The sequence below is a fragment of the Actinocatenispora thailandica genome (assembly GCF_016865425.1).
GTDB classification, from domain to species: domain Bacteria; phylum Actinomycetota; class Actinomycetes; order Mycobacteriales; family Micromonosporaceae; genus Actinocatenispora; species Actinocatenispora thailandica.
In genome coordinates, this window is sequence record NZ_AP023355.1 from 68,402 (window position 1) to 94,289 (window position 25,888).

Below are 25,888 nucleotides of genomic sequence, written 5' to 3' on the forward strand. Positions count from 1 at the left end.
GCGGCGCAGCGCTCGGCCGGCAGGGCCGCGCAGCGGGCCGCGGACACCGCGGCGGCCCAGGCAGTTCGATCGGCGGTCGGCAAGCGGGGGCGCGGCCGACCGAGTGACCAGTGACCACAGTCGAGGGGTGGAGAAATGACGGACAAGCAGAAGTACCCCGGCCCGCTGTACGCGGCGGCCGGGTTCGGTGACCTCGCCGCGGAGAAGCTGCGCGAGCTGCCCGACCGGGTGTCCGACCTGCAGTCGTGGGCCCGCGAGGAGTTCGCCGGTGGCCGCGAGAAGGCGCAGGGCGACCTGGCCGACCTCGGCGGCAGGATCGGCGCCGGCCTCGCGAACTGGCGGCACCGGGTGCAGGACATCGCCGCGACCGACCGCACCCAGCTGCGCGCCGACGCCCGTCGCCGGGCCGGCGAGCTGGCGGACGAGGCGGGCCGCCGGCTGGTGACCGCACAGGTCCGCGCGGCCGAGGCATACCAGGACCTGGTGTCTCGGGGCAGCACCCTGCTGGACACCGACGTCGCCGTCGACGAGCCCGGCGAGATCGCCGAGCGTCCCGCTCCGGCACCGGAGCCGACGGCCGCGCCGAAGAAGATGGCGAAGAAGGCGACCCGTCCGGCGGTCCGGAAGAGCGTCGACAAGTAGGCACCGGGTGCGCGAGTGGCGCCCCGGTGCGGCAGATCCCGACACACCCGGTACGGGCGTGGCAACCGGCAGCATCGCCGGCCGCCGCGCCCGTCGCCGTACCCGGCCCCGCGGTCGACCTGCCCGGCGGCACCCGGGGCGGCGCCGGCGCCCCCGACCCGCCGGCCGGCCCGGCGCACGCCATGCCGAGGCAGTTCGAGGCGGTGCGCCGCGCGTCCCGGCGCTACGCTCGTCGCATGATGGTCCAGTTCCCGGTGCCGATGCTCGGCAACTTCGCGATGGTGGTGCAGTACTACATCGAGCTGCTGTTGACCGTGTTCACCCTGGTGCTGGAGCTGGTCGCGCTGGTGCACTGCGCCATCCAGCGGTCCGACGCGTTCCGCGCGGTCGGGACGCTGAGCAAGCCGGTCTGGCTGCTGCTGATAGGTGGGTCCACCCTGTTGACGCTGCTGCTCGGATCCAGCCCGATCGGGCTGATCGGGCTGATCGGCCTGATCGCCGCGTCCGTCTACCTGCTGGACGTCAAGCCCGGCCTGAAGGACCTGCGCAGCGGCGGCCTCTGGTGACCGGCCGGGTCGCCGGCACCCTGCACACCGCGCACGGCGCGGACCTGGACTACCTGGCGGTCGGATCCGGCCGGCCGGTGACGCTGTTCGCGCACGGGCTGGCCGGCGGCATCCCGGACACCCGCCCGCTGGGCAGCGCCGTCGACGGGACGAAGGTCTTCTACCACCAGCGCGGGCACGGCGGGTCGACGGCGCCGCCGGGCCGGTGGACCTACCGGGACCTGGCCGCGGACCTGCTCGCGGTGGCCGACGAGGTCGGCGCCACCCGGGCGCTCGGGGTGAGCCTCGGCGCCGGCGCACTGTGCCGGCTGCTCGCCGACCGACCGGACCGGTTCGAACGTTTGGTGTTCTTCCTCCCGGCAGTGCTGGACACGCCGCGCGACGGCGCCGCCCGGGAACGCATCGTCGGCCTGGCGACCGCGGCGGCCACCGGCGACGAGAAGCTCGCCACCGAGCTGATCCAGGGGGACGTGCCGGTCGAACTGCGGGACGGCGTGAGCGCCCGGACGTTCGTCCGGCAGCGGGTCGGCGCGCTGCTCGGGCCGGGGCTGGGGGCCAGCCTCGCCGGGCTCGCCGACGCGGTGGCGCTACCCGGGTCGGCCGGCGGACTGGACGCGTTGACCGCGGTGCCGGCGCCGTCCCTCGTACTGTCCTGCGTCGGCGACCCGGCGCATCCGGCGGAGGTGGGCGACCGGCTCGCCGCGGCGCTGCCGCACGCCACCCTGCACCGGTACCCGGAGCCCGGGGTGCTGTGGCACCACCGGGCCGACCTGCGCGGCCGGATCAGCGCCTTCCTGAACGGGTGATCCGGATGCTGCGCGAGTTCCTGGCCGGGGCCGGCCTGCTCGGCCGGGGCATCGTGCTGCTGTTCCGCTCGCCGCGACTGCTGCTGCTGGGCGCGCTGCCGGCACTGCTGGCGTTCGCGGTGCTGGCCACCGGGTACACGTTCCTGCTGGTGTTCCTCGGTGACGAGGCCGACCTGCTGACCCCGTTCGCGGACGGCTGGTCGCCCGGGTGGCGCACCACTGCGCACGTGGCCGCCGGGATCGCGCTTGCCGGTGCCGGCCTGGTGGTGGCGGCGCTGCTGTTCACCACGCTGGCGCTGACCATCGGCGACCCCTGCTACGAGGCGATCTCGCGGCACACCGAGCGGCAGTGCGGCGGGTTGCCGGACGAGGTCGAGGTGGCGTGGTGGCGCTCGCTCGGCCGGTCGGCGCGGGACGCGCTGCGGATGCTGGTCGCCTCCGCGGTGACCGGCGTCGTGCTGTTCGCCGCCGGGTTCCTGCCGGCGGTCGGGCAGACCGTGGTGCCGGTGCTCGGCGCCCTGATCGGCGGCTGGTACCTGGCGTTGGAGCTGACCGGCGTGGCGTACGAGCGGCGCGGGTTGCGGCTGGCGCAGCGCCGCCGGGTGCTGCGCCGGTACCGGCCCCGGGCGCTCGGGTTCGGGGTGGCGGTGTTCGTCCTGTTCCTGGTGCCGTTCGGGGCCCTGATCGGTACCCCCGCCGCGGTCGCCGGGGCCACCCTGCTCGCCCGGCACACCCTGGGCGACCCGATCACCGTTCGCGGCGCCGCCCCGGTACCCGGCTGACCGGGGCCGGCCAGCACGGTCCGTCGGTGCCGGTACCCGGTCGGTGACGCAGGGCACGGCCGGTTCGGTGGAGGCGCTAGTGTGCCCGCCATGGATGTGCCGGCATCGACGTCACGGGGACCCGAGGCCACCGCCCCGGCCGAGTCCGCCAGCGGTACGGGTGCGGCCGGCCGGGCGCCGCTGGTCGCGCTGCTGGCGGTGGTGACCGTGTTCGCGGTGGAGGGGCTGCGCGCCAGCGGACCGCCGCTGGATCACGTCGCCGGTGTCGGCGGGGTCGCCGTCGCGGCGCTGGTCGCGCTGCTGGTCTACCTGGTTCCGCTCCTCGCCGGCCCGCTCGTCGGCTGGCTCGGGGCGCGCCGCGCCACCTCCGCGGCGGTACTGCTGCTCGTGGCGTTGCGGCTGCTGGAGCAGGCGGTGCCGACACCCGGCTTCGGTACCGCGCTGGCCACCACCGTCGTCGGCCTCGGCGCGCTGGTACTGGTGGCCGCGCAGACGGCGCGGGCCGGCCGGCGCGGATTCGCGCTCGGCATCGTGCTCGGCGGTGTCCTCGACGTCGCGGTGCGCTCCGCGTTTCGCAGCTGGGATCCGGTGTGGCAACCCGGCCTGCTGCCCTGGCTCTACACCGCGCTGGCCTGTCTGGTCCTGGTGGCGCTGCTGGCACGCACCGCCCGCGCGTTCGCTCCGGTGCCCGGCGAGGTGCGCTCGTTCGCCGTGCTCGGCCCCTACCTCGCGCTCTATGTGCTGATCCTCGGCAGCCCGGCGTTCGTCGCCTCGCAGGGTGGCCTCGGCGCGCCGTGGGCGACCGTCCTGCTGCTGTTCGGCGCGCTGCTGGCGATCGAGGCGATCGGCCGGGACCGGCGGCTGCCGGGCCGGTACCTGTGGGTGGTCGGCCTGGTCCTGCTCGCCGCGGTTGCCGCGGCGCTCTACCTGCCCGGCGTGCCCGCCCTGATCGCGGTACTGGTCGGCCAGGTCGCCGCCGCCCTGCTGCTGGCGCGGCTGCCCGCGGCGTACCAGCCGATCGACGGCGACAGCTGGCCGGCGGAACCCGATCGGGGCCCGGCGACGGAGGCAGCCGGTACGGGTGGGGCACGGTCGGCGCCGGCCGCCGGTGCGGGCGGTAGGCGGGTCGTGGCGGACCGGGTCGGGCGTCCCGGCGGGACGCGGGTCGGAGTGCCTGGCGGCGGGATGCGTCCCCGGGCCCGGCCGGCCCCGGCACCGGCGCCGTCACCGGTGCGGCGACGGACACCGGCGATCGGGTTCGCGGCGGCCGGTCTCGGTGCCGGCCTCGGCTTCGTCCTCGTGGTCCTGCTCTACCAGGCGAGCTACGACCTGCCGCTGCCGTTCGACAACCGGTTCCTGCCACTGGCGGGCGCGGTCCTGGTCGCGCTGCCGGCAGCGGTCGGCTATCGGTCCACAGTGGACACCGAACCGGCCGGGCCGGACCGCCGGGGCGGGCTGCTCGCCCCGCTGGCGGGGGTACCGGCGGTGCTGCTGATCGTGCCGATCGTGCTGCTGCTGACCACCCCGGCGCCGGCACACCCGAGCGCCACCGCGAACTCGCTCCGGCTGGTCACCTGGAACCTGCACTACGGCGTGAACGACGATGCCGCGGTCGACCCGGCCGCCATCGCCGCCACGCTGCGCAGCCAACATCCGGACGTGATCGTGCTCCAGGAGGTGAACCGGGGCTGGCCGATCGGCGGCGGGACCGACCTCGCCGAGTGGCTGTCCCGCAGCCTGGCCATGCCGTACGTGTGGTCGCCGGCGGCGGACGGCCAGTTCGGCAACGTGATCATGTCCAGTCTGCCGATGTCGCAGGTGCACACCGGCCGGCTGCCGTACGGCCAGGGCCCGCAGCGCCGCTCGTACGCGCAGGCGACGGTGCAGCTGCCCGGCGGCCCCGGCCTGACCGTGTGCACCGCGCACCTGCAGAACATCACCGAACACCACGCCACCCGCGACGCCGAGATCGACGCGCTGCTCGGGCACTGCGGGCAGCACGCACCGGTGGTCATCGCCGGCGACTTCAACTCGATGCCGGGCTGGCCGGAGATCGCGAAGTTCGATCGGGCCGGGTTGGTCAGCGCGCAGGACTCGACCGGGCACGCCGGCGAGCTGACCTCGCCGACCGACACCCCGAAGTACCGTCCGGACTGGATCTTCGGCTCCGACGACGTGGCCTTCAACGACTTCCGCATCGTGCCCAGCACCGCGTCCGACCACTTCCCGCTGGCCACCACGGTACGGCTGGGATGATGCGGTGATGCAGATCGACGCGATCCGGGGCGACATCACCGAACAGCGGGTCGATGCGATCGTCAACGCCGCGAACTCGTCACTGCTCGGCGGTGGTGGGGTGGACGGTGCGATCCACCGCCGGGGCGGTCCGGAGATCCTCGCCGAGTGCCGCGCGCTGCGCGACGCGCACTACGGCAGCGGGCTGCCCGCCGGGCAGGCGGTCGCCACCACCGCCGGCCGGCTGCCGGCGCGCTGGGTCATCCACACCGTCGGCCCCGTGTACGCGGTTGGCACTGACCGGTCGTCGCTGCTGCGCGACTGCTACCGCAACTCGCTGCGGGTGGCCGACGAACTCGGTGCCGCCACCGTCGCGTTCCCGCTGATCTCGGCCGGCGTGTACGGCTGGCCGGCCGAGGACGCGATCCGGCAGGCGCTGGACACGTTGCGAGACAGCGAGACCGCCGTCGAACGCGCCGCCCTCGTCCTGTTCGACGAAGCCAAACGCGCCCTGGCCGAACGACTTCTCCGCCAGCCCTGACCGGCCCCCGGCCGCCGGTCACGATGCGGCGAGCGCCGCCCGGGACCACGCGATCGGCCCGTCCTGCGACTCCTCCGCCGGCCAGCCGTTGACCACCGACAGCAGCTCCAGGTAGCGCTGCCGTCGCGGGTCCGCGGCGGTCGCCAGCCGCTCCGCCAGCCGGGTCCGGACGTCGGCGCCCGCGGCCCGCCCCAGCATCGCCGCGTACCGCTCGGTCAGCGTGGCGGCAACGGTAGCGGCGGCCGGTGAGTCCGGCGTGACACCGGCGGTGAGCGCGGGCCGGGCCTGCTCGATGGCCAGCGCGACCGCGTCCGGCCGGGGCGTCCGGTCGCCGACGGCCGCGTCGCGATCGGCGGCGAACTGCTCGGCGGTCCGGCGCAACACCGCGCGGAACCCGTCGTCGGCGAGCAGCTCGGTCAGCTCCAGCCAGGCCGCGGCCTGCGCCGCGTCCGGGTCGTCGGGGAGTTCCGGGGTCAGCGACCGCGCCACGCCGGCCAGGCCGAGCCCGGCGAAGACGGCGTCCAGGAAGCCGTCGATCAGGGCGGCGCGGTCGTCGTCGGACAGCATGCTCATCAGGTTCGTCTCCTTCGGGTCGATGCCGTGTTCGGCCACCGCGCCGAGTACCGCCCGCTGCCGGCGCAGCGTGCGCAGCTGCTCGGTGAGGGCCGCGACCCGTACCGCGGCGACCTCGGCGAGGGAGGTCTGGCCGCGCAGCACCCGGTCGACGGTGGCGAGGTCGAGCCCGAGCGCGCGCAGGGTGCGGACCAGCTGGAGCCGGGTCACCGCGGCGGCGTCGTACCGGCGCTGCCCGGCCGGGCTCCGTTCGGTCGGCGGCACCAACCCGAGATCGGAGTAGAACCGGACGGTCTTGACCGACAGCCCGGCCAGCCGGGCCAGGTCGCCGATCGAGAGGTGCGTGCTGGTCATGCCGTCACTGTGCCCGCTCCCCCTGCTGGAGGAGCAAGCCCGCGGACCGGCGAGCGGGGACGGGCCGCGGGCTACGCTGACCCCTGCCGTGGGGCCCGGCACCGGTCAGCCGACGCGCAGGCAGTCCAGCAGCGCCTCGTCACCGGTGACGGTGAGGATGTCGAACGGGACCCGGCCGTACAGTGCGAGTTCCAGGTCGCTGGCCGAACCGCTGACCTGTGTCTGCAGCGCGTGTTCCTCGGGCAGCAGGGTGGCGGTGTCCAGCAGCGAGATCGCGCCGCCGCGGACCCGCACGATCCAGCTGTCCTCGGAGTCGTCGGCGATCAGCTGGACGACCCCGTCGCCGGTCTTGGCCAGCCCGCCGTCGGCCGGCAGCCAGGTGTCGAGCACCTCGTCGACGCCGTCGAGTGCCAGCGCCGTCTCGATCGGTTCCGGCAGCCCGACCGCCACCTGGCCGTCCCAACGGTGCACGGCGAGTTCGTGCGCGACCCGCCGGTGCCAGAACCGGGCCACCTTGTCCTGCGGCGCCCAGTTCCACGCCGGCAGGTCCGGCTCGGTACGGTCCAGCGCCGCCACCGCGTCGGCGAGCGCGCCGTCCCACCACGGCAGCAGGTCGGCACCGGCCGGTGCCCCGTCCGTCGTCGGGGCCCCGGGGGAACCGGTCTCGCCCCGGCCGACGTGCCCGGCGACCCAGCGCAGGCCGGCGCCGGTGTGCCGGAACAGGTCGGCCACCGTCCACTCCGGGCAGCTCGGCACCGGGCTGGCGAGCGCGTCGTCGACCGCGGTGACGGCTCGCAGCGCGGCCGCCTCTCGCTGGATGGCCGACAGCCAGAACACCTTGTCCGGCCTGGCCGAGGTCAAGGTCATGGCGTCCCCCGTTCGGTGCGTTTCGCGCCGGCCCGGAGCGGGCCGCGGCGACAGCCCCGACGGATCGCTGCGCCAGGGCCCTCTAGGGATAGCAGAAGCGGCCCGGATCGTCACGCTCGGGGCACCCGTGTCGGATCAGCCCGGCACGACGGGACCGGCCGGGCGCACCGCGCGGGTGGTCCGGCGACCGCTCAGGGCTGCACGGTCGGGCGCTGCTCCGGCCGCAGCTGGTCGAGCAGTCCCGCCACCCCGGCGGTACCGAGAAGGTCGAACGAGATCCGGCCGGTCAGCGCGAGCAGCAGGTCGCTGCTGCTGCCGGCGGCCACGGCACGCACCGCCGGGGTGGTGTGACCGCTGTTGTCCAGCAGCGCCATGCCCTCCGCCCGCAGCCGGACCAGCCACTCGGCGCCGGTGTCGGTGGCGAGCAGCCGCACGGTACCGGTCGGGTCGTGCCGGCGCAGGGGCCGCGCGGGCAGGATCGTGTCGAACAGTTCGGTCACCCCGTCGGCAGCGGACTTCGCCTCCAGCGGTGCCGGTGAACCGGTCGCGAGCTGCACGTCCCAGCGGTCCAGCGCGGTCAGGTGGGCGAGCCGACGCATCCAGAACCTGGCCTGCTTCGGCTGCGGCGCCCAGTTCCACGCGGGCAGGTCGGGATCGAGTTCGTCGAAGGTGGTGAGCAGCTCGCGGTACGCGTCGAGCCACCAGTCGAGCAGCGCCAGCCCGTGCGGCGGCTCGGGCAGCGGCAGTTCGGGGCGAATCGTCTCGCCGCGGGTCACGTGCCCGCGCACCCAGCGGTACTCGGCGCCGAGCGTGCCGAGCAGGTCGCCGACCGTCCGGTCGGAGGGGCCGGGCACCGGGAGTTCCAGGGCGTCGGCCACCGCCGACTCGCCGAGCAGCACGCCGTCGTGGCGCAGCGCGGCCATCCAGAAGTCCTTGCCCGGCCGGACCGGAATCCTACTCATCGGCCTGCCTCCCGTGCCGGAAGCCCGACGAGACCCACGCGCCGCACCGATGGACCGCTCGCTGACGCGCGCTCATCGTCCACACCCCCATCCGCGCGGATGGTTCGACACTTCGAGCTTAGGCTGACCGGGTGCAAGACGTCAGTCAAGAGTTTCTGGGTGGCTACACGACGCTCGGCCTCGGCGGCCCGGCCCGACGTGTGGTCGAGGTCACCAATTCCGACGAGATCGTCGCGACGGTACGCGCCGCGGACGCCACCGGCGAGCCCCTGCTGCTGCTCGGCGGCGGGTCGAACGTGGTCATCGCGGACGAAGGGTTCCCCGGTACCGCGGTGCTGCTGCGCACCGGCGGCGACGGACTGGGGTTCGGCCGCGGCGGCGACGGCCGGGTCGCGGTGACCGTGCCGGCCGGGATGGACTGGGATGCGGTGGTCGAGGCCACCGTCGCGCAGGGCTGGTCCGGAATCGAGTGCCTGTCCGGCATTCCCGGCGCGGCCGGCGCAACGCCCATCCAGAACGTCGGGGCGTACGGCCAGGAGGTCTCGCACACCATCGTCGAGGTCACCGTGTACGACCGGGTCGAGCAGCGGACCGCCGCGATGCGGGCCGACGACTGCGCGTTCGGCTACCGGTCCAGCCTGTTCAAGGGCAACGACCGGTGGGTGGTGCTGTCGGTGAGTTTCGTGCTGCGCGAGGGCGGCGAGTCCGAGCCGATCCGGTACGAGCAACTCGCCCGCGCCCTCGGCGTCGAGGTCGGCGACCGGGTACCGCTGCCGCTGGTCCGGGAGGCGGTGCTGGAACTGCGCCGTACCAAGGGGATGGTGCTCGACCCGGCGGACCCGGACACCCGCAGCGCCGGTTCGTTCTTCACCAACCCGATCCTGTCCGCGGACGAGTTCGCCGCGCTGTCGGCCCGGTGCGCGGACCTGCTCGGCACCGACGTGCCGGTACCGTCCTGGCCCGAGACGGGCGACCGGGTCAAGGTGCCCGCCGCCTGGCTGATCGAGCGCGCCGGTTTCACCAAGGGGTACGGCCCCGGCCCGGTGCGGATCTCCACCAAGCACACGCTGGCGCTCACCAACGCCGACCACGGCACCACCGCGGAACTGCTCGACCTGGCTCGGGAGATCGTCGCCGGTGTGCACAAGACCTTCGGCGTCTCGCTGCACCCCGAGCCGGTCCTCGTCAACGCCGCCCTCTGACGCGTGCCTGGGTGCGTTCCGGGTTGGGGTGTGAAGGCCACCTCTGTTCGCGCTTTGACCCCGCGTGGGGGACGTGGGGAGGGGGACTTCGCCCCCTCCCCACACCCCTCCCCGCCAAGGGGCAGTCGCCCCCTTAGCGATCCCCCGGCCGGACAAACAGAGACGAGCCCCGGACCCCGCCTGACCCGCCTCGGAAGGTCGGGGCCCGGTGCCCGGGGCCGGACTCCGCCTGACCCGCCTCGGAAGCTCGGGGTGCCGGTGACCGGGGCCGGACGCCGCCTGACCCGCGTCGGAAGCTCGTGTGGCGCCGGTGGTCGGTCTGCGCGGCCTGGGCGCCCCGGGCGGCTCGACGCGGCGGGCGGTTGGGCGTGGCGGGCGGTGTCGTGAGGGCAAGGCCGGGCCGGGACCCGCTCTTGTTCGACGGCTGCTCGGCGTCGAGGAGCAGCATCACCGGGGCTGGGTGGGGGATCGCCAAGGGGGCTTTCCCCCCTGGCGGGGAAGGAGCGCGAGGAGGGGGCGAAGCCCTCTCCTCGCATCCCCCACGCGGGGTCAAAGCGCGAACAGAGGTGGCCTTCACCCCCGCACCCCGGACGCACAGAACACCGAGGCGGCATTCACCTCCCCAAACGACAAGGCGCGGAGCTTGCCGCTACCTCGGCACCCCGGGTGCTTCAGCAGGTCCCAGCGGCCCAGGAGTCGTACCGCCGCTGCCAGGAGACGCAGTACCCGGGATAGTCGGGCGACGTGTCGGTCGGTACTCCGGGATCGCGCCACGGTACGGCGTCGCCGCCCGGATCGGCGGCCACCACGCTCGCGGACACGGTGACGGCCGGTACCGGGTAGCGACCGCCGCGCCGCGGATCGACGTACACCTCGACGTACTGCTCCAGTTGGGCGCGCGGGCCGAACGGCAGGGTGGGTGCGGCGAGCAGGTTCCAGCGGTCGTCCCACCACAGGTAGGCACGCCAGGTGGTGCCGCCGTTCGCGGCGGGTCCGGACTGGACGACGACGGAGACCCGGTCGCCGTCGTGCACCGGGTACTGGTCGTAGTAGGTCCAGTCGCCGCCGGTGCTGTCGTAGGTGTAGACGTGCTGGCCGTTGTCGTCGAGCCAGCCGTCCTCGGTCCAGCCCGCTTCGATCCAGCGGGTCCGGCCGGCGACGTCGGCGCGCGCCATCACCCGGGCGGCGACGAAGTCGTTGCTGCGCCGCCGGACACCGGTGTCGCGGACCTGCAGGGTGGCGCCGACCGCGGCGTAGTCGTTCTCGCTGTACGCGCCGAGATGGCGGTACCCGTCGGCGTCCTCGGCCGGCCGGCCGGCGGCGATGCCGGTGCCGGGCTGGTCGGTCATCCCGGCGCCGGCCGCCGGGCCGACCTTCGCCGCATCGCTGCCCGGCACCGCCGTACCGGCCCCGTCGGGTGTCGTACCGGCGGCCGCCGCCGGCGTGCCCTCCGGCGTGGTCGGCCGGCCGGCAGGGGCCGTGCGGGCGGGGACGACGCGGGTGGGGGCCGCCCGGCAGGCGCCGTTGCCGGGTGGGCCGGTCGGCGCCCGGTCCGGCGCGGTCGGCCCGGGCGGCGGGCACGCGGGGAGGCCGGCGCCGGCGGCGGGGGTCGGACGCGGTCCGGCGGAGCTGGCCGTCGACCCGGGTGCCGGGGCGGCCACGGCCGGCAACGGTACCGCGGTGCCGAGCACGACCAGCAGCAGCGATGCCGACCAGCGGGCGGGCGGGCGCGGGGGGACGCCGGTACCGGACCGGCAACGCCGAGGATTCACGTGACTACATAACGTTGGTCTCCGGTGTCGGTGACGACGGCCGGTGCGCCCCGAGCCAGCCCCGCAGCCGGCCGCCCAGCACCCGCAGCGGCACCGGCATGGCGATCCACACCAGGTACGACCACGATCCGAGCAGCGCGACCGGGATGGAGATCGCGAACATGCCGGCCATCACCAGCGAACGCATCTGCGCGCCGTCGATCGACTTCGCCGGGGCGCCCGGACGGAACAGGCCGTACGCCCACATGTCGCGCACCATCAGCAGGAACAGCACCCCGGAGACCGCCTGGGCCAGCGCGTACAGCCCGAACCGGACGATGAACGCGCCGTCGTCGTCGCTCTCGGTGAGCAGCTTCGTCAGGTACGGCAGCAGCACGATGATCATCAGCCAGATCATGTTGAAGCGCAGTACCCGGCCGCCCAGCCGGCGGATCCAGCGGAACACCGCGTGGTGGCTCATCCAGTGCGCGCCGATCACCGCGAAGCTGATGAAGAACGCGATGTAGTCCATCTTGCGGTCGAGCATCCAGCTCAGCACCTCGGCGCTGGTCCCCCGGTGCGGGACCGGGAGCTCCAGGGCGAGCAGGGTGATCGCGATCGCCACCACCGCGTCGGAGAAGAAGGTGAGCCGCTCGGCCGCGGCGAACTCCACCTCCACCCGGGTCAGCCGGATCTCCTCCGCCTCGGCCCGGGTGGCGGCGTCCGCGACGCCGGTGGCGGAGTCCGCGGCCGGCCCGGCCGGATCCGCGGTCTCGGGTGCGCCGGGAGACCCGGAGCGGGACTGTGCTTCGTCAAGCATGAATGGCCTCGACAGCTCGGGTTGGGGAGGTCGGCTCGGCGGGCGTCGCCGCCATGGCGCCGTGACCTCCGGCGACGCCGTGAGTGTGCCAGACCGGCGAAACCGGTACCGGGTTCCGAACGGTGCGTCACCACGCGGGTCGCCGGTCACGATCTGGTCAGGTCGTGGCGGCGGGCCGCGGCGCGGTTGACAGACTGAGCGGATGGCACACGGCTACCCGTACTCGGATCTGCCCGACTTCCTGCGCCGCCTGGAGAAGGCCGGCGAGCTGAAGCGGGTGTCGGTACCGGTCGATCCCACCCTGGAGATCAGCGAGATCACCCAGCGGGTGGTCCGGGCCGGCGGGCCGGCGCTGCTGTTCGAGCGGCCGACCCGGGGCGACATGCCGGTCCTGATGAACCTGTTCGGCACCCGCCGGCGCACCTCGCTGGCGCTGGGGTACGCGACGTCGACGAGATCGGCGACCGGATCGCCGAGCTGGTCAGGCTGGAGCTGCCGACCGGCCTGGGCGGCATCTGGGGCGCGCTGGGCAAGCTCGGCCAGCTCAAGTCGGTGCCGCCGAAGCACGTGAAGAGCGCGTCGTGCCAGCAGGTGGTGTACACCGGCGACGAGGTCGACCTGAACCGGCTGCCCGGCCTGCAGGTGTGGCCCGGCGACGGCGGGATCTACCACAACTTCGGGCTCACCCACACCAGGCACCCGGAGACCGGCAAGCGCAACCTCGGCCTGTACCGGCTGCAACAGCACTCGCGCAACACGCTCGGCATGCACTGGCAGATCCACAAGGACTCGACCGCGCACCATGCGGTCGCGGAACGGCTCGGTCAGCGGCTGCCGGTCGCGGTCGCGTTCGGCTGCGACCCGGCCGTGTCGTACGCGGCGTCCGCGCCGCTGCCGGCCGACATCGACGAGTACCTGTTCGCCGGGTTCCTGCGCGGCGAGCGGGTCGAGATGGTCGACTGCAAGACCGTGCCGCTGCAGGTACCGGCGAACGCGCAGGTGGTGCTGGAGGGCTGGATCGAGCCGGGGGAGCGGGCGCCGGAGGGTCCGTTCGGCGACCACACCGGCTTCTACACACCGGTCGAGCCGTTCCCGGTGCTGCACGTCGAGTGCATGACGACCGCGAAAGACCCGGTGTACCAGTCGATCGTGACCTCGAAGCCGCCGCAGGAGGACCACGGCCTGGGCAAGGCGACGGAGCGGATCTTCCTGCCGCTGATCAAGATCCTGATCCCGGACATCGTCGACATGAACATGCCCGAGCCGGGGGTGTTCCACAACTGCCTGGTCGTGTCGATCGACAAGCGGTTCCCGAAGCAGGCGCAGAAGGTGATGCACGCGGTCTGGGGTGCGCACCTGCTGTCCCTGACCAAGCTGGTGATCGTGGTGGACGCCGACTGCGACGTGCACGACCTGCGCGAGGTGTCGTTCCGGGCCTTCGGCAACGTGGACTACCTGCACGACATCGTGGTCAGCGAGGGCCCGGTCGATCACCTGGACCACTCGTCGTACCACCAGTTCTTCGGCGGCAAGCTGGGGGTCGACGCGACCCGCAAGCTGCCCACCGAGGGGTACACCCGCGACTGGCCGGAGATGATGACCATGTCACCGGAAATCGTGTCCACTGTGGACAAACGCTGGTCGGAGTACGGTCTCGGGACGGGCCGCTGATGTCCGCCGACGGCGCGCCGGGCACCACCGAGGGCACCGCGGACGCGGTCAGCGACTCGGTGGTCCGCCCCGGGCACGGCGCCCGCGCGTTCCTGCGGCTGGTGATGATCGAGCACTCGATCTTCGCGCTGCCGTTCGCGTACGTCGCCGCGCTGTCCGCGATGCGCCTGCACGGTGGCCACGTGCAGTGGCTCACGCTGATCGAGATCACCGTGGCGATGGTCGCCGGCCGTACCGTGGCGATGGCGGCGAACCGCATCATCGACCGGCACATCGACGCGCAGAACCCGCGCACCGCGCACCGCGAACTGGTCACCGGCGCGCTGTCGCTGCGCAAGGCGTACCTGGGGCTCGGCATCTCGCTGGTGGTCTTCTTCGTCAGCGCCGGCCTGCTGAACTGGCTCTGCCTCGCGCTGTCGCCGATCGCGCTGTTCTTCCTGATCATCTACTCGTACGCGAAGCGGTTCACCGACTTCCCGCAGGTGTTCCTGGGTCTGGCGCAGGCGATCGGCCCGATCGGTGCCTGGTTGGGCGTGACGGGCCACTGGTCCTGGACCGCGCTGCTGCTCGGCCTCGCCGTCGGCGCCTGGATCGGCGGCTTCGACTGCATGTACGCCTGCCAGGACGTCGAGGTGGACGCCAGGATCGGGGTGCGCAGCGTGCCGGTGCGGTTCGGCGTCGCCAACGCGCTGCGCGCCTCCGCGGTGGTGCACCTGGTCACGCTCGGGCTGTTCGTGGCATTCGGGCTGGGCGCCGGGTACGGCCCGATCTGGTGGGTGGGCCTCGGCATCACCGCCGTGATCCTCGGGTACGAGCACGCCATCGTCCGGCCGTCCGACCTGTCCCGGATGACCCGCGCGTTCTTCACCGCGAACGGCGTCGTCAGCATCGTGCTGTTCGTCTTCGCCCTCGCCGACCTGGTGTTTCTGCAGGGTCTGGGCGCCTGACCGGGCGATCGTCCCGGCCCGCAACCAGCCGGTAACCCGATCCGCACCGGGCGGAAATCCCGGCACAACCGGTCCGACTCCGGCGTCGGTTGGAGTAGGACCCGGCGGCGTGGGTAGCAGAAACGGGCGGATGTGGCCCAGGTGACATTCACGGCAACCGGCTCTGGCTGTACGGAGGGTGGACGGTACATTCACCTTCCGCGATCCTGGATGTCTGCCCCCGGTTCTGTCCGAGTGTCGGACCGACCCCGCCGCTCGGCGATGGGGGAGGAGGTAGCGCGTGACCAGATCGAAATGGCGAGAGCTGGATGCGGCAACGAAGCCCCCGGCACCACGTCGGCCCAGCGACGACACCGAAGAACGCACCGGCGACGCAGCCGGTGACCGGGTGATCATGGATCGTGTCACCGGCGACGGCCCGGTGGACAGCTGGACCGACACCGACGAGTACCTCAGCATCGAGCCCTGAGCGGCTCGGGCCCCGTGGGCCGGTGCGCACCGTCGCGCACCGGCCCGCGGTGTCCGTACACCTCACCGACGGTGACGCACTCGCGGAACATCGCCGGTCGACCCGGGCTGACCCGGCGCCCCGCTGGGGTCGCCGCGGGCACCTCCGTACCCGCCGCCGGCCCGGGGCGTCGGCCGGTGCGGCAGAGTGGGGCATGGCGAAGCAGCGTCGACCGTGGATCGTCGGGATGTCCGGGGCGTCCGGCACCCCGTACACGCGGGCGGTGGTCGCGGCGCTGCTCGACGCCGGTGAGCCGGTGGACCTGATCGTCTCCCGGGCGGCCCGGCTGACCATGCTGGACGAGACCGGCCAGTCGTTCCGGGACGGGCGCTGGCGCGACGACCTGGCCGGCTTCCTCGGCCGTGACCTCACAAACGCCGACCTGCGGTACTGGCCGGCGGCGGACCTCGCCGCCGGACCGAGTTCCGGTTCGTACCCGGCGCGCGGCATGGTGGTGGTGCCGGCCAGCACGGCGGCCTGCGCCGGCATCGCCCTCGGCCTGTCGAAGGACCTGCTGCAACGGGCCGCGGACGTCAACCTGAAGGAGCACCGGCCGGTCGTGGTGGTGCCACGGGAGACGCCGGTACCGCGCAGCCACCTGGTGCACCTGCTGGCGTTGCACGACGCGGGCGCCACGGTGCTGCCGGCGAGCCCGGCGTTCTACGCGGGTGCGCGCGACGTGCAGCAGCTGGTCGACTTCGTGGCCGGCCGGGTGCTGGACGCGCTGGCGATCCCGCACACGCTCTACCTGCGCTGGTCAGGGCGGTTGGGCGCGGCCCGGCTGGAGGCCAAGGATCGGATCGGTGCGGCCGGGCTGGGCGAGATCGCGCCGGAGCGGGTCGAGGCGGATGTGGACAGCAACGATCCGGCGAGTCGGTCAGACCCGGAGTAGAACTCCGGTGCCGCGTCTGCCCGGCGCCGCCGGATCGCTGTCTCTCGGTTGTGCCGCGTCAGTGCGACGTTGCCTGGCTCTCCTCAGGGAACCCTGCTTCGTCGCCGCTGAGCAGCGCGCGAACCTCCGACTCCCGGAACCTGCGGTGCCCGCCCGGCGTGCGGATGCTGCCGATCCGCCCGGCTGCGGCCCATCGGGTCACGGTCTTCGGGTCTACTCGGAACAACGAGGCCACCTCACCCGGTGTGAGCAGCCGATCGGAACTCTCCACGACCCCCCTTTGTACATACTCCCCTGAATCCATTACAGCATCGACGTCCCCCGCCGTCCCGGAAATGGTCGGAACGCCACCCGATGGGGTGTTGTGGCGACGCACACTTCTTCAACCGCCTGTAGGAATATTGTCACTCGGAGCTGTGCACAAGGGTGGATGTTGGGATTTTTAACAGTCGGTATCCGCTATCGGGTTACCGCACCGATCCGACGAACGCTGCCAATCGAGCCCGCTCGCGTGTACTGAGCGCAGTCACCGGCGGCGAGCGGCTACCTCTTTCCCGGCAAGTTTCGGAGCGCCCCTTCCGGCCGCCCGGCGCCGGTCGAACGGAAACGAACGGCGGACCCGGTGGATCGCGGGCCGCCGGCCCGCCTCGCTCGATCAAGATCCACTAGGTACGCCCTAAACTGTCGCGGTGGACTCGACCGACCGGCAGATCCTCGACCTGCTGCGCAGCAACGCCCGCCTGTCGTATGCGGAGCTCGGTCGGCAGATAGGTCTCTCCCCGCCCGCCGTGCACGACCGGGTTTCCAAACTCGAATCCACCGGCGTGATCCTCGGCTACCGGACCCTGGTCGAACCCGAGACCATCGGCCTCGGCGTGACCGCGCTGGTCGGCATCGTGCAGACCGACAGCAGCGAGGCCGACGACATCGCCGCCGAGCTGACCAAGCTGCCCGAGGTGGAGTCCTGCTACTACCTGGCCGGTCAGGAATCGTTCCTGTGCAAGGTACGGGTCGGCACGATCGCGCAGCTCGAAGTGCTGATCGGCCGGCTCAACCGGGTGCCCGGGGTGGCCCGTACCCACTCGACCATCGCGTTGTCCACCAAGTGGGAGAACCGGCCCCAGCCCCTGACCGACCCGGACGGCGAGCAATGACGTCGAAGACGTCGACGATCACATCAGTGCACCGAGCGGAGTACCACATGAGCGAGCGGCAGCGAGCGAATCACGGGTGTCGAGTGTCGTGGAGCCTCACCGGGCTTCCGACGCAGGAGGAAGGCCGATGAGCGGGGACGAGTTCCGGATCGAGCACGACACGATGGGCGAGGTGCGGGTACCCGCCGCGGCGAAGTGGCGGGCGCAGACCCAGCGCGCGGTGGAGAACTTCCCGATCTCCGGCCGCACCCTGGAACACGCGCACATCGCCGCGCTGGCCCAGATCAAGGCGGCCGCCGCCAAGGTCAATGCCGAACTCGGGGTGATCGACGCGGACGTCGCCGAGGCGATCCGGTCCGCCGCCGTCGAGGTCGTCGACGGCGCCTGGGACGACCAGTTCCCGATCGACGTGTTCCAGACCGGCTCCGGCACCTCGTCGAACATGAACACCAACGAGGTGCTCGCCACCCTCGCCACCGAGCGACTCGGCCGGCCGGTACACCCGAACGACCACGTCAACGCGTCGCAGTCGTCCAACGACGTGTTCCCGTCCTCGATCCACGTCGCCGCGACCGCCGCCGTCACCGGCGACCTGATCCCGGCGCTGACGCACCTCGCGGACGCGCTGGCGGCCAAGTCCGCCGAGTTCGCCACCGTGGTCAAGTCCGGCCGGACCCACCTGATGGACGCCACCCCGGTCACCCTCGGCCAGGAGTTCGCCGGGTACGCGGCGCAGGTCCGGTACGGGGTCGAGCGGCTGCAGGCGTCGCTGCCCCGGCTCGCCGAACTGCCGCTGGGCGGCACCGCCGTCGGTACCGGGATCAACACGCCGGCCGGGTTCTCCGCCAAGGTGATCGAGGAGGTCGCCGCGGCCACCAACCTGCCGCTCACCGAGGCACGCGACCACTTCGAGGCGCAGGGCGCCCGGGACGGACTCGTCGAGACGTCCGGCCAGCTGCGCACCATCGCGGCCGGGCTGTACAAGATCGTCAACGACCTGCGCTGGATGGGTTCCGGCCCGCGCACCGGCCTGGGCGAGATCGCGCTGCCGGACCTGCAGCCCGGCTCGTCGATCATGCCGGGCAAGGTGAACCCGGTGCTGCCCGAGGCGGTACGGCAGGTCGTCGCCCAGGTGATCGGCAACGACGCGACCGTCGCGTTCGGCGGCACCCTCGGCGACTTCGAACTCAACGTGATGCTGCCGGTCATCGCCGTCAACGTGCTCGAATCGATCCGGCTGATCGCCAACGTGTCCCGGCTGCTCGCCGACCGCTGCGTCGCCGGCATCACCGCGAACGTGGCACGCTGCACCGAGTTCGCCGAGTCCTCGCCGTCGATCGTGACGCCGCTCAACCGCCACCTCGGGTACGAGGAGGGTGCCGCCATCGCGAAGCAGGCGCTGAAGGAGCGCAAGACCATTCGCGAGGTGGTCATCGAGCGTGGCCACGTCTCCTCGGGCAAGCTCACCGAGGCGCAGCTCGACGAGATCCTCGACGTGCTCTCCATGACTCACCCCTGAGGGTCGGGCACCTCTTTGCGCCGAGGTGTGCCCGGGGCGCTGGGGTTGGCGTGTGCGGGCCGCCGCTGTGTTCTGTGCGTCCGGGGTGCGGGTGTGAAGGCCACCTCTGTTCGTCGCTTTGACCCGCGTGGGGGGATGCGAGGAGAGGGCTTCGCCCCCTCCTCGCGCTCCTTCCCCGCCAAGGGGGAAGCCCCCTTGGCGATCCCCCACCCAGCCTCCGGTGATGCTGCCCCTCGACGCCGGGCAGGCGTCGAACAAGAGCGGGTCTCGGCCCGGCCTTCCGACCACGACACCGCCCGCCACGCCAACCGCCCGCCGCGTCGAGCCGACCGCGGCGCCCAGGCCGCGCAGACCGACCACCAGCACCACACGAGCTTCCGACACGAGCCAGGCGGCGCCCGGCCCCGGGCACCAGCACCCCGACCTTCCGACGCGAGCCAGGCGGCGTCTGGACCCGGGCACCGGGCCCCGACCTTCCGACGCGGGTCAGGCGGGGTCCGGGTCCGGGCACCGGGCCCCGACCTTCCGAGGCGGGTCAGGCGGGGTCAGGATCTCGTCTCTGTTTGTCCGGCCGGGGGATCGCTAAGGGGCGACGGCCCCCTTGGCGGGGGAGGGGTGTGGGGAGGGGGCGAAGTCCCCTCCCCACATTCCCCCACGCGGGGTCCAAGCGACGCACAGAGGTGGCCTTCACACCCGCACCCCAAACGCACAGAACACGGAGATGGCCTTCACCCCGCCAACCCGGGGCAACGCCGCCGCGCCCGGCGCCCCGGCGCCCCGGCGCCTCGGGCGCACCTCGGCGCAAAGAGGTGCCAGGCCGGTCAGTGGAGCCGCGTGGCGAGCGCGGCGGCCGCGGTGCGGACCCGGGGCCGATGGTGCTGTCGTCGAGGGTGCCGAGGGCGACCACACCCACGCTCGCCTCCAGCCCTTCGACGCCGCGGACCGGCGCGGCGACCCCGTACGCGCCGGACTGGAACCCGCCGGCCGAGCTGGTCCAACCGTCCTCGCCGCGGCGTCCGGCGAGGATGGCCTGGCCGCCGGCGGCGGCGGACAGCGGATGCCGGGACCCGGTGCGGTACGCGACGTGCAGCGCCGTCCAGGACGGTTCGACGACCAGCAGGGCGAGCGCCTCCCCGCCGTCCTCGACGGTGAGGTGGGCGGTGGCGCCGAGGTCGTCGGCGAGGGACCGCAGGATCGGCCGGGCCGCCTCGACGAGCAGCGGTTGGGCCCGGCGGGCCAGCGCCAGGACGCCGATGCCGAGCCGCAGCGGCCCGCCGGGGTCGTGCTGGAGCAGGGCGTGCGCGGCGAGGGTGGCGGCCAGCCGGTAGACGACGGTACGGCCGACCGACAGGTGCTGCGCGGCGGCGCTGACCGAGACACCCTCGGGATGCTCGGCGACGAGGGCGAGCAGGCGCAGCCCGCGGTCGAGCGTCTGCGCGGTCTCGGTCGGCCTGTCCACAGCCGGACCCTACCGGCTACCAGCGCCCACCACGCTCTGTCGATCATGGCGTTGTCCGGTGCGGGAAGCGTTTACCCCGCGGACGACGCCATGATCAACCCGAGTGGAGCGCCATGATCAACACCCGCGGGCGCCGTGATCGGCCCGAGTGGGGCGGCGCGGGGTTCGGGGAGCGTGGGCGGACCGTTACGCTTTCAGGGTGAGCCTGCAGCTGTACGACACCGCGACCCGTTCGGTGCGGGACTTCGTCCCGCGAGAAGCCGGCAAGGTCGGGATCTACCTGTGTGGTGTCACCGTGCAGAGTCCGCCGCACATCGGCCACCTGCGCTCCGGCGTCAACTACGACGTGCTGCGCCGCTGGCTGGAGTACCGCGGTCTGGACGTGCGGTTCATCCGGAACATCACCGACATCGACGACAAGGTGCTGGCGCGCGCGGTGGCCGAGGCGGTGCCGTACTGGTCGATCGCGTACCGCAACGAGCGGCTGCTCGACGACGCGTACGACGCGGTCGGCGTCCGGCTGCCCACCTACGAGCCGCGCGCCACCGGGCACATCCCGGAGATCCAGGCGCTGATCCAGCGGCTGATCGACCGCGACCACGCGTACGTCACCGACTCCGGCGAGGTCTACTTCGACGTCTCGTCGTACGCCGACTACGGTGCGCTGTCCGGGCAGCGTCCGGACGAGATGCGTTCCGGCGAGGAGACCGCGCCGGGCAAGCGCAGCCCGCTCGACTTCGCGCTGTGGAAGGGCGTCAAGCCGACCGAGCCGGCCGACGCCTACTGGCCGTCCCCGTGGGGGCGCGGCCGGCCGGGCTGGCACATCGAGTGCTCCGCGATGACCTGGCGCTACCTCGGCGAGGAGTTCGACATCCACGGTGGCGGGCTGGACATCCGGTTCCCGCACCACGAGAACGAGATCGCCCAGTCCCGGGCGGCCGGCTTCGGCTTCGCCCGGTACTGGGTGCACAACGCGCTGCTGAACCTCGGTGACGAGAAGATGAGCAAGTCGCTGGGCAACGTCGTCGACCTGCCGTCGCTCGCCGCTCGCGGGCTGCGTCCGGCGGAGGTGCGCTACTACCTGTCGGCGCCGCACTACCGGTCGGTCATCGACTACTCGGAGGCCGCGCTGGACGAGGCGGCCGCCGCGTACCGGCGGATCGAGGGCTTCGTGCAGCGTGCCGTCGAGCGGGTCGGTGTGGTCGAGACCGACGGCGTGGTGCCGGCCGGGTTCGAGACGGTGATGGACGACGACCTGAACACGCCGCAGGCGTTCGCGCTGGTGCACGAGACGGTCCGGGCCGGCAACACGGCGCTCGCGGCCGGCGACGACGAGGCCACCCGGCAGGCGCTCGGCGAGGTGTGCACGATGCTCGGCGTGCTCGGCCTCGACCCGCTGGCCGGCGCACCCGCCGCCGGCGGCAGCAGCCTCACCGACACCGTCGACTCGCTCGTCGCACTGGCCCTGCAACAGCGCGAGGCGGCCCGCGCGCGGCGCGACTGGCCGGCCGCCGACGCCGTTCGTGACCAGCTCAAGCAGGCCGGCGTCCTGATCGAAGACACCCCGCACGGTCCACGGTGGACACTCGCGGCAAACGCAACGGATGGTCCCTGATGCCCGGCAACTCGCAGCGCCGCAACCGTCGTACCTCGTCGAAGAAGGGGCGCACGACCGGCTCCGGCGGTCACCACAAGCACTCGCTGGCCGGCAAGGGCCGCACCCTGCCCGCCGACGAGCGGCCGTGGCACAAGCAGTTCCGTCCCGGCGAGAACGAGGAACTGCCGAAGCGGACCAAGTGGAAGCAGGAGAAGGAGCGCCGCAAGGCGGCCGCCGAGGGGCGCGCGCCGAAGGCGGGTGGTCGTCCCGAGCAGGGCGCAACCGGGCGGCGCGGGCCGCGGGTCGCGCCGGGCCGGCGCAGCGCCACCCCGAAGGACGCACCGGAGCTGCTGGTCGGCCGCAACCCGGTGGTGGAGGCGCTGCGCGCGCACGTGCCGGTGACCGCGCTGTACGTGGCGCAGGGCATCGAGCTGGACGCCCGCACCACCGAGGCGGTGCGTACCGCCGGCGACCGGGGCATCGCGATCATGGAGGTGTCCCGCGCCGAACTCGACCGGCTCACCGGCGGTGTGCTGCACCAGGGCATCGGCATCCAGGTCCCGCCGTACGAGTACGAGTCGTTCGAGGACCTGCTGGCCGCGTCCGGGGAGGCGGCGGCGCCGCTGCTGGTCGCGCTGGACGGGGTGACCGACCCGCGGAACCTGGGTGCGGTGATCCGGTCCGCCGCGGCGTTCGGCGCGCAGGGCGTGTTCCTGCCGTCCCGGCGGGCGGCGGGGATGACCGCGACCGCCTGGCGCACCTCCGCGGGTGCGGCGGCGCGGCTGCCGGTCGCGCAGGTGACCAACCTGACCCGGGCGCTCAAGCAGTGCCAGCAGGCCGGGTTCGTGGTGGCCGGGCTGGCCGCCGACGGCGACGTTCCGCTGTACCAGCTGGAGGCGTCGGTCGACCCGATCGTGGTGGTCGCCGGTTCCGAGGGGCGTGGCCTGTCCCGGCTGGTCGGCGAGACCTGTGACCTGCGGGTGTCGATCCCGATCGCGTCCGAGGTCGAGTCGCTGAACGCGTCCGTCGCGATGGCCGTCGCGCTCGCCGAGATAGCCCGGATCCGAACCACGCAGTCCTGACCCCGTTCGGTAGCCGGGCCGGCACGCTGCGGCCGCCCGGTGGGTGACGGGCAGCCGCGCTTGGGTGGCGTTCGTACGATCGGGTCCGGTCGCCGCGCGAACCGCGACGGCCTCGTCGACCTTCGGAGGAATCCGCCGTGACCACCCCACTCCAGCCGGGCTTCGCTATCGGGATTGATCTCGGTACGTCGAACACGGTGGCGGTGGTGCGCTCACCGGACGGCCGAACCCGACCGCTGCTGTTCGACGGCCAGCCGATCCTGCCGTCCACGGTGTTCGTGGACGAGTCCGGTCACATCCATGTCGGCCGGGACGCGCAGCGGATGGCGCAACTCGACCCGGCCCGCTGCGAGCCGAACCCGAAGCGACGGATCGACGAGCAGTCGGTCCTGCTCGGCGACCGCGAGCTGCCGGTGGTGGCGCTGCTCGCCGCGCTGCTGAAGGAGATCGCGGGCAAGGCCGTCGAGGCGGTCGGCTTCCTGCCGCCGGCCGCGCTGACCCACCCGGCCGCCTGGGGCCCGACCCGCCGCGGCGTGCTGCTCGAAGCGGTCCGGCAGGCGGGCTGGCCGCCGGTGAAGCTCGTCCCGGAACCGATCGCGGCCGCACGGTACTTCGCCGAGGTGCTGCGGCGGCCGGTGCCGGTCGGGTCGGCGCTCGCCGTGTTCGACTTCGGCGGCGGCACCCTGGACGTCGCCGTGGTGCGCAACGAGGGCACCGGGTTCACCGTGATCGGCTCGGGTGGCGACGAGCGGCTCGGCGGCCTCGACCTGGACGAGGCGCTGGTGCGGCACGCCGGTGACCAGATCGGCCAGCGGTACCCGCAGATCTGGCAGCACCTGTCGCAGCCGACCTCCACCGCCGACCGGCGATACCGCCGGCTGTTCTGGGCGGACGTGGGTGGGGCGAAGGAGATGCTGTCCCGGTCCACCAACGCGCCGATCCCGGTGCCGGGCGTGGAGGCGGCGATTCACCTGACCCGGGAGGAGCTGGAGCGGCTGACCACGCCGCTGCTCGACCGGGCGGTGGCGGCGACCGAGGCGACGATCGGGCAGGCCGGGCTGCGCGCCGACCAGCTGTCCGGGCTGTTCCTGGTGGGCGGGTCGAGCCGGGTACCGATGGTGGCGCGGCTGCTGCACGCCAAGCTCGGCATCGCACCGACCGTGTTGGAGCAGCCGGAGCTGCCGGTCGCCGAGGGCGCGCTGGCCGAGCTGGTGCCGGCGGCCGCGATGACCGAATCCATGCCGTATCCGATGTCCGCGATGCCGGCGAGCCCGGGGCCGGGCATGCCGGTCAGCGCGGTGCCGGGGCAGGCCGGGCCGGTGTCGGGGGTGCCGGGGCCGGCGGCCGGGGCGCCGATGTCGCCGGGCGGGCCGGTGCTCGGTGGGCCGCCCCCGGGCCGTACCCGCCGAGCGGTCCGCCGCCGGGTGCACCGGGCGGCTACCAGCAGGCGCAGTTCGGCCAGCACCCGCAGGCACCGATCCCGGTGCCGCCGCCCGGCCCGACCCCCTGGTACAAGCGGCCGAAGGTCGTCGTGCCGGCCGCGGCGGCGGTGGTGTTGCTGCTCGTGATCGGCGGCTACCTCCTGCTCCGCAATCCGTACCAGGAACGCGGCTTCGACTCGTTGAAGGCGGTCGGCTCGGTCGGGTACTCGCACGGCGACGACAAGACGTGGATCCAGGTGGTGGGCGACACCGCGTACACGATGGAGATCGACTCGGGCGACTCCTACTCCAGTTCCGGCACGGCCACCGTGCGGGCGTTCCCGCTGTCCGGCAAGATCGGCAAGCCGAAGTGGACGAAGCGGTTCGACTCCGGCGGCTCCGACTGGGACACCGACTGGGGCATGCGGGTGTACGACGGGGGCGGCGTCGCCATCCGCTACGGCTCCGACGGCGACACCCCGGGGCGGTTCTACCTGATCCGGCTCGACGACGGAAGCTCGTGGCACTCCGATGCCGGCAACGACGACTACTTCGACGTCGAGGTCGCTGCCGGTGTCGTCGTGCGGCAGGCCAGCGACGGCTCCAAGACCACCGCACTCGGCCTGACCGACGGGCACCCGAAGTGGCACGCCCAGGGCCTGCTCTACGCCGAGAGCACCCCGGACGACCTGGACCGGCCGGCGCGGTTCGACGACTCGTGGCCGATGCACGGCGCCGGGAAGGGCACCCGCGGGGTGCTGCTCGACACCGACAACAACGCGACGCTGGTCGACCTCGAGACCGGTCACCAGCTCGCCGGCGGCAACAGCCAGCGCCTCTCCGGCGGCGGTGCCGGCACCGACAGCGCCTCCACCCGGCTGGTCTACCACGGCTTCCTGATGGACATGACCGGCACGGCCGGCTTCCAGATCCGGGCGTACTCGCTCGACAAGCTGGACCAGAAGTGGGTCTACCACGGCGGCAGCGGCTACACCCCGGACTGGATCCAGCCGTGCGGCGAGTCGCTGCTGTGCATCAAGGAACACCGGGGCGACACCACCGACGGCTCCGCCGAGAAGGGCGTCCGGCTGGTCGTGCTGAAGCTCGACGACGGCAGCACCGAAGCGTGGCACAAGGACGTCAAGGGGCTCGACGGCGCCATCGGGGTGGGCAACCGGGTCGTGGTCACCGCGCACGACGACAAGGCCACCACCACCGTGTACGACAAGGACGGCGACGTGCAGGACACCCAGCCCGGGACGGACGCGGCCCGGGTCGACGACGCCACCATGCTGCTCGCCAACGGCGTCGTGGGGACCGACGAGACCGATCCGAACTGGACGATGACCGGGTACGGCGTGCAGTCGGGCACCACGAAGTTGCTCGGTCCGCTCGCCGTCGACCTCTCCTCGTGCGAGTTCAGCGACGCGTACCTCGCCTGTTCGGGCGACGGCAAGTTCGAGTTCTGGCGTTTCCGGAGCTGAGCTTGCGCGAATCGGCCCCAACGGCGCCGTCGTCCGGCACACAATGAGGGCAC

21 protein-coding genes and 3 pseudogenes are annotated in these 25,888 nt (G+C 73.1%); 17 read left to right on the top strand and 7 right to left on the bottom strand.

Annotated elements, in window-relative coordinates:
* Nucleotides 1-135 precede the first annotated feature (135 nt).
* The 6 genes from Athai_RS00330 to Athai_RS00355 all read left to right on the top strand — a co-directional run bounded on the left by Athai_RS00330 (nucleotide 136) and on the right by Athai_RS00355 (nucleotide 5,572).
* Nucleotides 136-642 carry a hypothetical protein gene (locus Athai_RS00330; RefSeq protein ID WP_203959597.1) on the top strand — a complete coding sequence of 169 codons (507 nt, stop codon included), beginning with the start codon at nucleotides 136-138 and terminating at the stop codon, nucleotides 640-642.
* Between the two features lie 236 nt (nucleotides 643-878).
* Nucleotides 879-1,208, top strand: coding sequence for a DUF2516 family protein (locus Athai_RS00335; protein ID WP_239156619.1), 330 nt, complete (start codon nucleotides 879-881; stop codon nucleotides 1,206-1,208).
* Nucleotides 1,205-2,014, top strand: a complete 810-nt coding sequence (locus tag Athai_RS00340) for an alpha/beta fold hydrolase (RefSeq protein WP_239156620.1) — start codon at nucleotides 1,205-1,207, stop codon at nucleotides 2,012-2,014. Before Athai_RS00335 ends, Athai_RS00340 begins: the two co-directional genes overlap by 4 nt.
* Before the next feature lie 5 nt (nucleotides 2,015-2,019).
* Nucleotides 2,020-2,796, top strand: coding sequence for an EI24 domain-containing protein (locus tag Athai_RS00345; RefSeq protein ID WP_203959598.1), 777 nt, complete (start codon nucleotides 2,020-2,022; stop codon nucleotides 2,794-2,796).
* A 90-nt stretch (nucleotides 2,797-2,886) separates the two neighbouring features.
* Nucleotides 2,887-5,052, top strand: coding sequence for an endonuclease/exonuclease/phosphatase family protein (locus tag Athai_RS00350; protein WP_203959599.1), 2,166 nt, complete (start codon nucleotides 2,887-2,889; stop codon nucleotides 5,050-5,052).
* Nucleotides 5,053-5,059: 7 nt separating this feature from the next.
* Nucleotides 5,060-5,572, top strand: a complete 513-nt coding sequence (locus Athai_RS00355; RefSeq protein WP_203959600.1) for an O-acetyl-ADP-ribose deacetylase — start codon at nucleotides 5,060-5,062, stop codon at nucleotides 5,570-5,572.
* Between the two features lie 18 nt (nucleotides 5,573-5,590).
* On the opposite strand, the gene Athai_RS00360 is transcribed toward Athai_RS00355, so the two are convergent.
* The 3 genes from Athai_RS00360 to Athai_RS00370 all read right to left on the bottom strand — a co-directional run bounded on the left by Athai_RS00360 (nucleotide 5,591) and on the right by Athai_RS00370 (nucleotide 8,328).
* Nucleotides 5,591-6,499, bottom strand: a complete 909-nt coding sequence (locus Athai_RS00360) for a MerR family transcriptional regulator (RefSeq protein WP_203959601.1) — start codon at nucleotides 6,497-6,499, stop codon at nucleotides 5,591-5,593.
* Nucleotides 6,500-6,604: 105 nt separating this feature from the next.
* Nucleotides 6,605-7,366 carry a maleylpyruvate isomerase family mycothiol-dependent enzyme gene (locus Athai_RS00365; protein WP_203959602.1) on the bottom strand — a complete coding sequence of 254 codons (762 nt, stop codon included), beginning with the start codon at nucleotides 7,364-7,366 and terminating at the stop codon, nucleotides 6,605-6,607.
* Nucleotides 7,367-7,557: 191 nt separating this feature from the next.
* Nucleotides 7,558-8,328: a maleylpyruvate isomerase N-terminal domain-containing protein gene (locus Athai_RS00370; RefSeq protein ID WP_203959603.1), complete on the bottom strand. Its 771-nt coding sequence runs from the start codon at nucleotides 8,326-8,328 to the stop codon at nucleotides 7,558-7,560.
* 131 nt (nucleotides 8,329-8,459) lie between these two features.
* Between Athai_RS00370 and Athai_RS00375 the strand changes: the two genes are divergently transcribed.
* The gene (locus Athai_RS00375) at nucleotides 8,460-9,530 is read left to right on the top strand and encodes a UDP-N-acetylmuramate dehydrogenase (RefSeq protein ID WP_203959604.1); all 1,071 of its coding nucleotides are present in this window, start codon (nucleotides 8,460-8,462) and stop codon (nucleotides 9,528-9,530) included.
* Nucleotides 9,531-10,201: 671 nt separating this feature from the next.
* Here the strand turns inward: Athai_RS00375 and Athai_RS00380 are convergent.
* Together Athai_RS00380 and Athai_RS00385 are read right to left on the bottom strand one after the other, a co-directional pair.
* On the bottom strand, nucleotides 10,202-10,927 hold the full coding sequence (locus tag Athai_RS00380; protein ID WP_203959605.1) for a hypothetical protein: 726 nt from the start codon (nucleotides 10,925-10,927) through the stop codon (nucleotides 10,202-10,204).
* Nucleotides 10,928-11,306: 379 nt separating this feature from the next.
* The gene (locus Athai_RS00385) at nucleotides 11,307-12,101 is read right to left on the bottom strand and encodes a TMEM175 family protein (RefSeq protein WP_203959606.1); all 795 of its coding nucleotides are present in this window, start codon (nucleotides 12,099-12,101) and stop codon (nucleotides 11,307-11,309) included.
* Nucleotides 12,102-12,303: 202 nt separating this feature from the next.
* On the opposite strand from Athai_RS00385, the pseudogene Athai_RS00390 reads away from it, so the two are divergent.
* The 4 genes and pseudogenes from Athai_RS00390 to Athai_RS00405 all read left to right on the top strand — a co-directional run.
* A pseudogene (locus Athai_RS00390) lies at nucleotides 12,304-13,772 on the top strand (menaquinone biosynthesis decarboxylase).
* Nucleotides 13,772-14,719: a menaquinone biosynthesis prenyltransferase MqnP gene (mqnP, locus tag Athai_RS00395; protein WP_203959607.1), complete on the top strand. Its 948-nt coding sequence runs from the start codon at nucleotides 13,772-13,774 to the stop codon at nucleotides 14,717-14,719. The pseudogene Athai_RS00390 and the gene mqnP overlap by 1 nt, the downstream one beginning before the upstream one ends.
* Nucleotides 14,720-14,999: 280 nt before the next feature.
* Nucleotides 15,000-15,188: a hypothetical protein gene (locus Athai_RS00400; protein WP_203959608.1), complete on the top strand. Its 189-nt coding sequence runs from the start codon at nucleotides 15,000-15,002 to the stop codon at nucleotides 15,186-15,188.
* 193 nt (nucleotides 15,189-15,381) lie between these two features.
* Nucleotides 15,382-16,008, top strand: a pseudogene (locus Athai_RS00405) (UbiX family flavin prenyltransferase); the annotation flags it as partial.
* A gap of 169 nt (nucleotides 16,009-16,177) precedes the next feature.
* On the opposite strand, the gene Athai_RS00410 reads toward Athai_RS00405, so the two are convergent.
* Entirely contained in the window at nucleotides 16,178-16,423 is a 246-nt protein-coding gene (locus tag Athai_RS00410) for a BldC family transcriptional regulator (RefSeq protein WP_203959610.1), read from the bottom strand.
* A 385-nt stretch (nucleotides 16,424-16,808) separates the two neighbouring features.
* On the opposite strand from Athai_RS00410, the gene Athai_RS00415 reads away from it, so the two are divergent.
* Both Athai_RS00415 and Athai_RS00420 read left to right on the top strand, forming a co-directional pair.
* A complete protein-coding gene (locus Athai_RS00415) occupies nucleotides 16,809-17,273 on the top strand; it encodes an Lrp/AsnC family transcriptional regulator (protein ID WP_203959611.1) in 465 nt (154 codons plus the stop codon).
* A gap of 127 nt (nucleotides 17,274-17,400) precedes the next feature.
* Nucleotides 17,401-18,792: a class II fumarate hydratase gene (locus tag Athai_RS00420; protein ID WP_203959612.1), complete on the top strand. Its 1,392-nt coding sequence runs from the start codon at nucleotides 17,401-17,403 to the stop codon at nucleotides 18,790-18,792.
* Between the two features lie 821 nt (nucleotides 18,793-19,613).
* On the opposite strand, the pseudogene Athai_RS00425 reads toward Athai_RS00420, so the two are convergent.
* Nucleotides 19,614-20,251 (bottom strand): annotated as a pseudogene (locus Athai_RS00425) (helix-turn-helix domain-containing protein).
* A gap of 199 nt (nucleotides 20,252-20,450) precedes the next feature.
* Here Athai_RS00425 and cysS point away from each other — a divergent pair.
* The 4 genes from cysS to Athai_RS00445 all read left to right on the top strand — a co-directional run bounded on the left by cysS (nucleotide 20,451) and on the right by Athai_RS00445 (nucleotide 25,835).
* Complete coding sequence (gene cysS / locus Athai_RS00430; protein ID WP_203959614.1) at nucleotides 20,451-21,866, top strand: cysteine--tRNA ligase; 1,416 nt, start codon at nucleotides 20,451-20,453, stop codon at nucleotides 21,864-21,866.
* On the top strand, nucleotides 21,866-22,930 hold the full coding sequence (gene rlmB / locus Athai_RS00435) for a 23S rRNA (guanosine(2251)-2'-O)-methyltransferase RlmB (RefSeq protein ID WP_203959615.1): 1,065 nt from the start codon (nucleotides 21,866-21,868) through the stop codon (nucleotides 22,928-22,930). Before cysS ends, rlmB begins: the two co-directional genes overlap by 1 nt.
* 137 nt (nucleotides 22,931-23,067) lie before the next feature.
* Nucleotides 23,068-24,498: an Hsp70 family protein gene (locus Athai_RS00440; RefSeq protein ID WP_203959616.1), complete on the top strand. Its 1,431-nt coding sequence runs from the start codon at nucleotides 23,068-23,070 to the stop codon at nucleotides 24,496-24,498.
* Nucleotides 24,462-25,835: a hypothetical protein gene (locus Athai_RS00445; RefSeq protein ID WP_203959617.1), complete on the top strand. Its 1,374-nt coding sequence runs from the start codon at nucleotides 24,462-24,464 to the stop codon at nucleotides 25,833-25,835. Before Athai_RS00440 ends, Athai_RS00445 begins: the two co-directional genes overlap by 37 nt.
* The last annotated feature ends 53 nt before the right edge of the window (nucleotides 25,836-25,888 follow it).

Coding starts and splice junctions, on each gene's coding strand:
- Athai_RS00350 (WP_203959599.1), top strand. CDS start 2,887: ATGGATGTGCCGGCATCGACGTCACGGGGACCCGAGGCCACCGCCCCG.
- Athai_RS00335 (WP_239156619.1), top strand. CDS start 879: ATGATGGTCCAGTTCCCGGTGCCGATGCTCGGCAACTTCGCGATGGTG.
- Athai_RS00345 (WP_203959598.1), top strand. CDS start 2,020: ATGCTGCGCGAGTTCCTGGCCGGGGCCGGCCTGCTCGGCCGGGGCATC.
- Athai_RS00355 (WP_203959600.1), top strand. CDS start 5,060: ATGCAGATCGACGCGATCCGGGGCGACATCACCGAACAGCGGGTCGAT.
- Athai_RS00410 (WP_203959610.1), bottom strand. CDS start 16,423: ATGGATTCAGGGGAGTATGTACAAAGGGGGGTCGTGGAGAGTTCCGAT.
- Athai_RS00365 (WP_203959602.1), bottom strand. CDS start 7,366: ATGACCTTGACCTCGGCCAGGCCGGACAAGGTGTTCTGGCTGTCGGCC.
- Athai_RS00385 (WP_203959606.1), bottom strand. CDS start 12,101: ATGCTTGACGAAGCACAGTCCCGCTCCGGGTCTCCCGGCGCACCCGAG.
- Athai_RS00360 (WP_203959601.1), bottom strand. CDS start 6,499: ATGACCAGCACGCACCTCTCGATCGGCGACCTGGCCCGGCTGGCCGGG.
- Athai_RS00420 (WP_203959612.1), top strand. CDS start 17,401: ATGAGCGGGGACGAGTTCCGGATCGAGCACGACACGATGGGCGAGGTG.
- Athai_RS00330 (WP_203959597.1), top strand. CDS start 136: ATGACGGACAAGCAGAAGTACCCCGGCCCGCTGTACGCGGCGGCCGGG.
- mqnP (WP_203959607.1), top strand. CDS start 13,772: ATGTCCGCCGACGGCGCGCCGGGCACCACCGAGGGCACCGCGGACGCG.
- Athai_RS00370 (WP_203959603.1), bottom strand. CDS start 8,328: ATGAGTAGGATTCCGGTCCGGCCGGGCAAGGACTTCTGGATGGCCGCG.
- rlmB (WP_203959615.1), top strand. CDS start 21,866: ATGCCCGGCAACTCGCAGCGCCGCAACCGTCGTACCTCGTCGAAGAAG.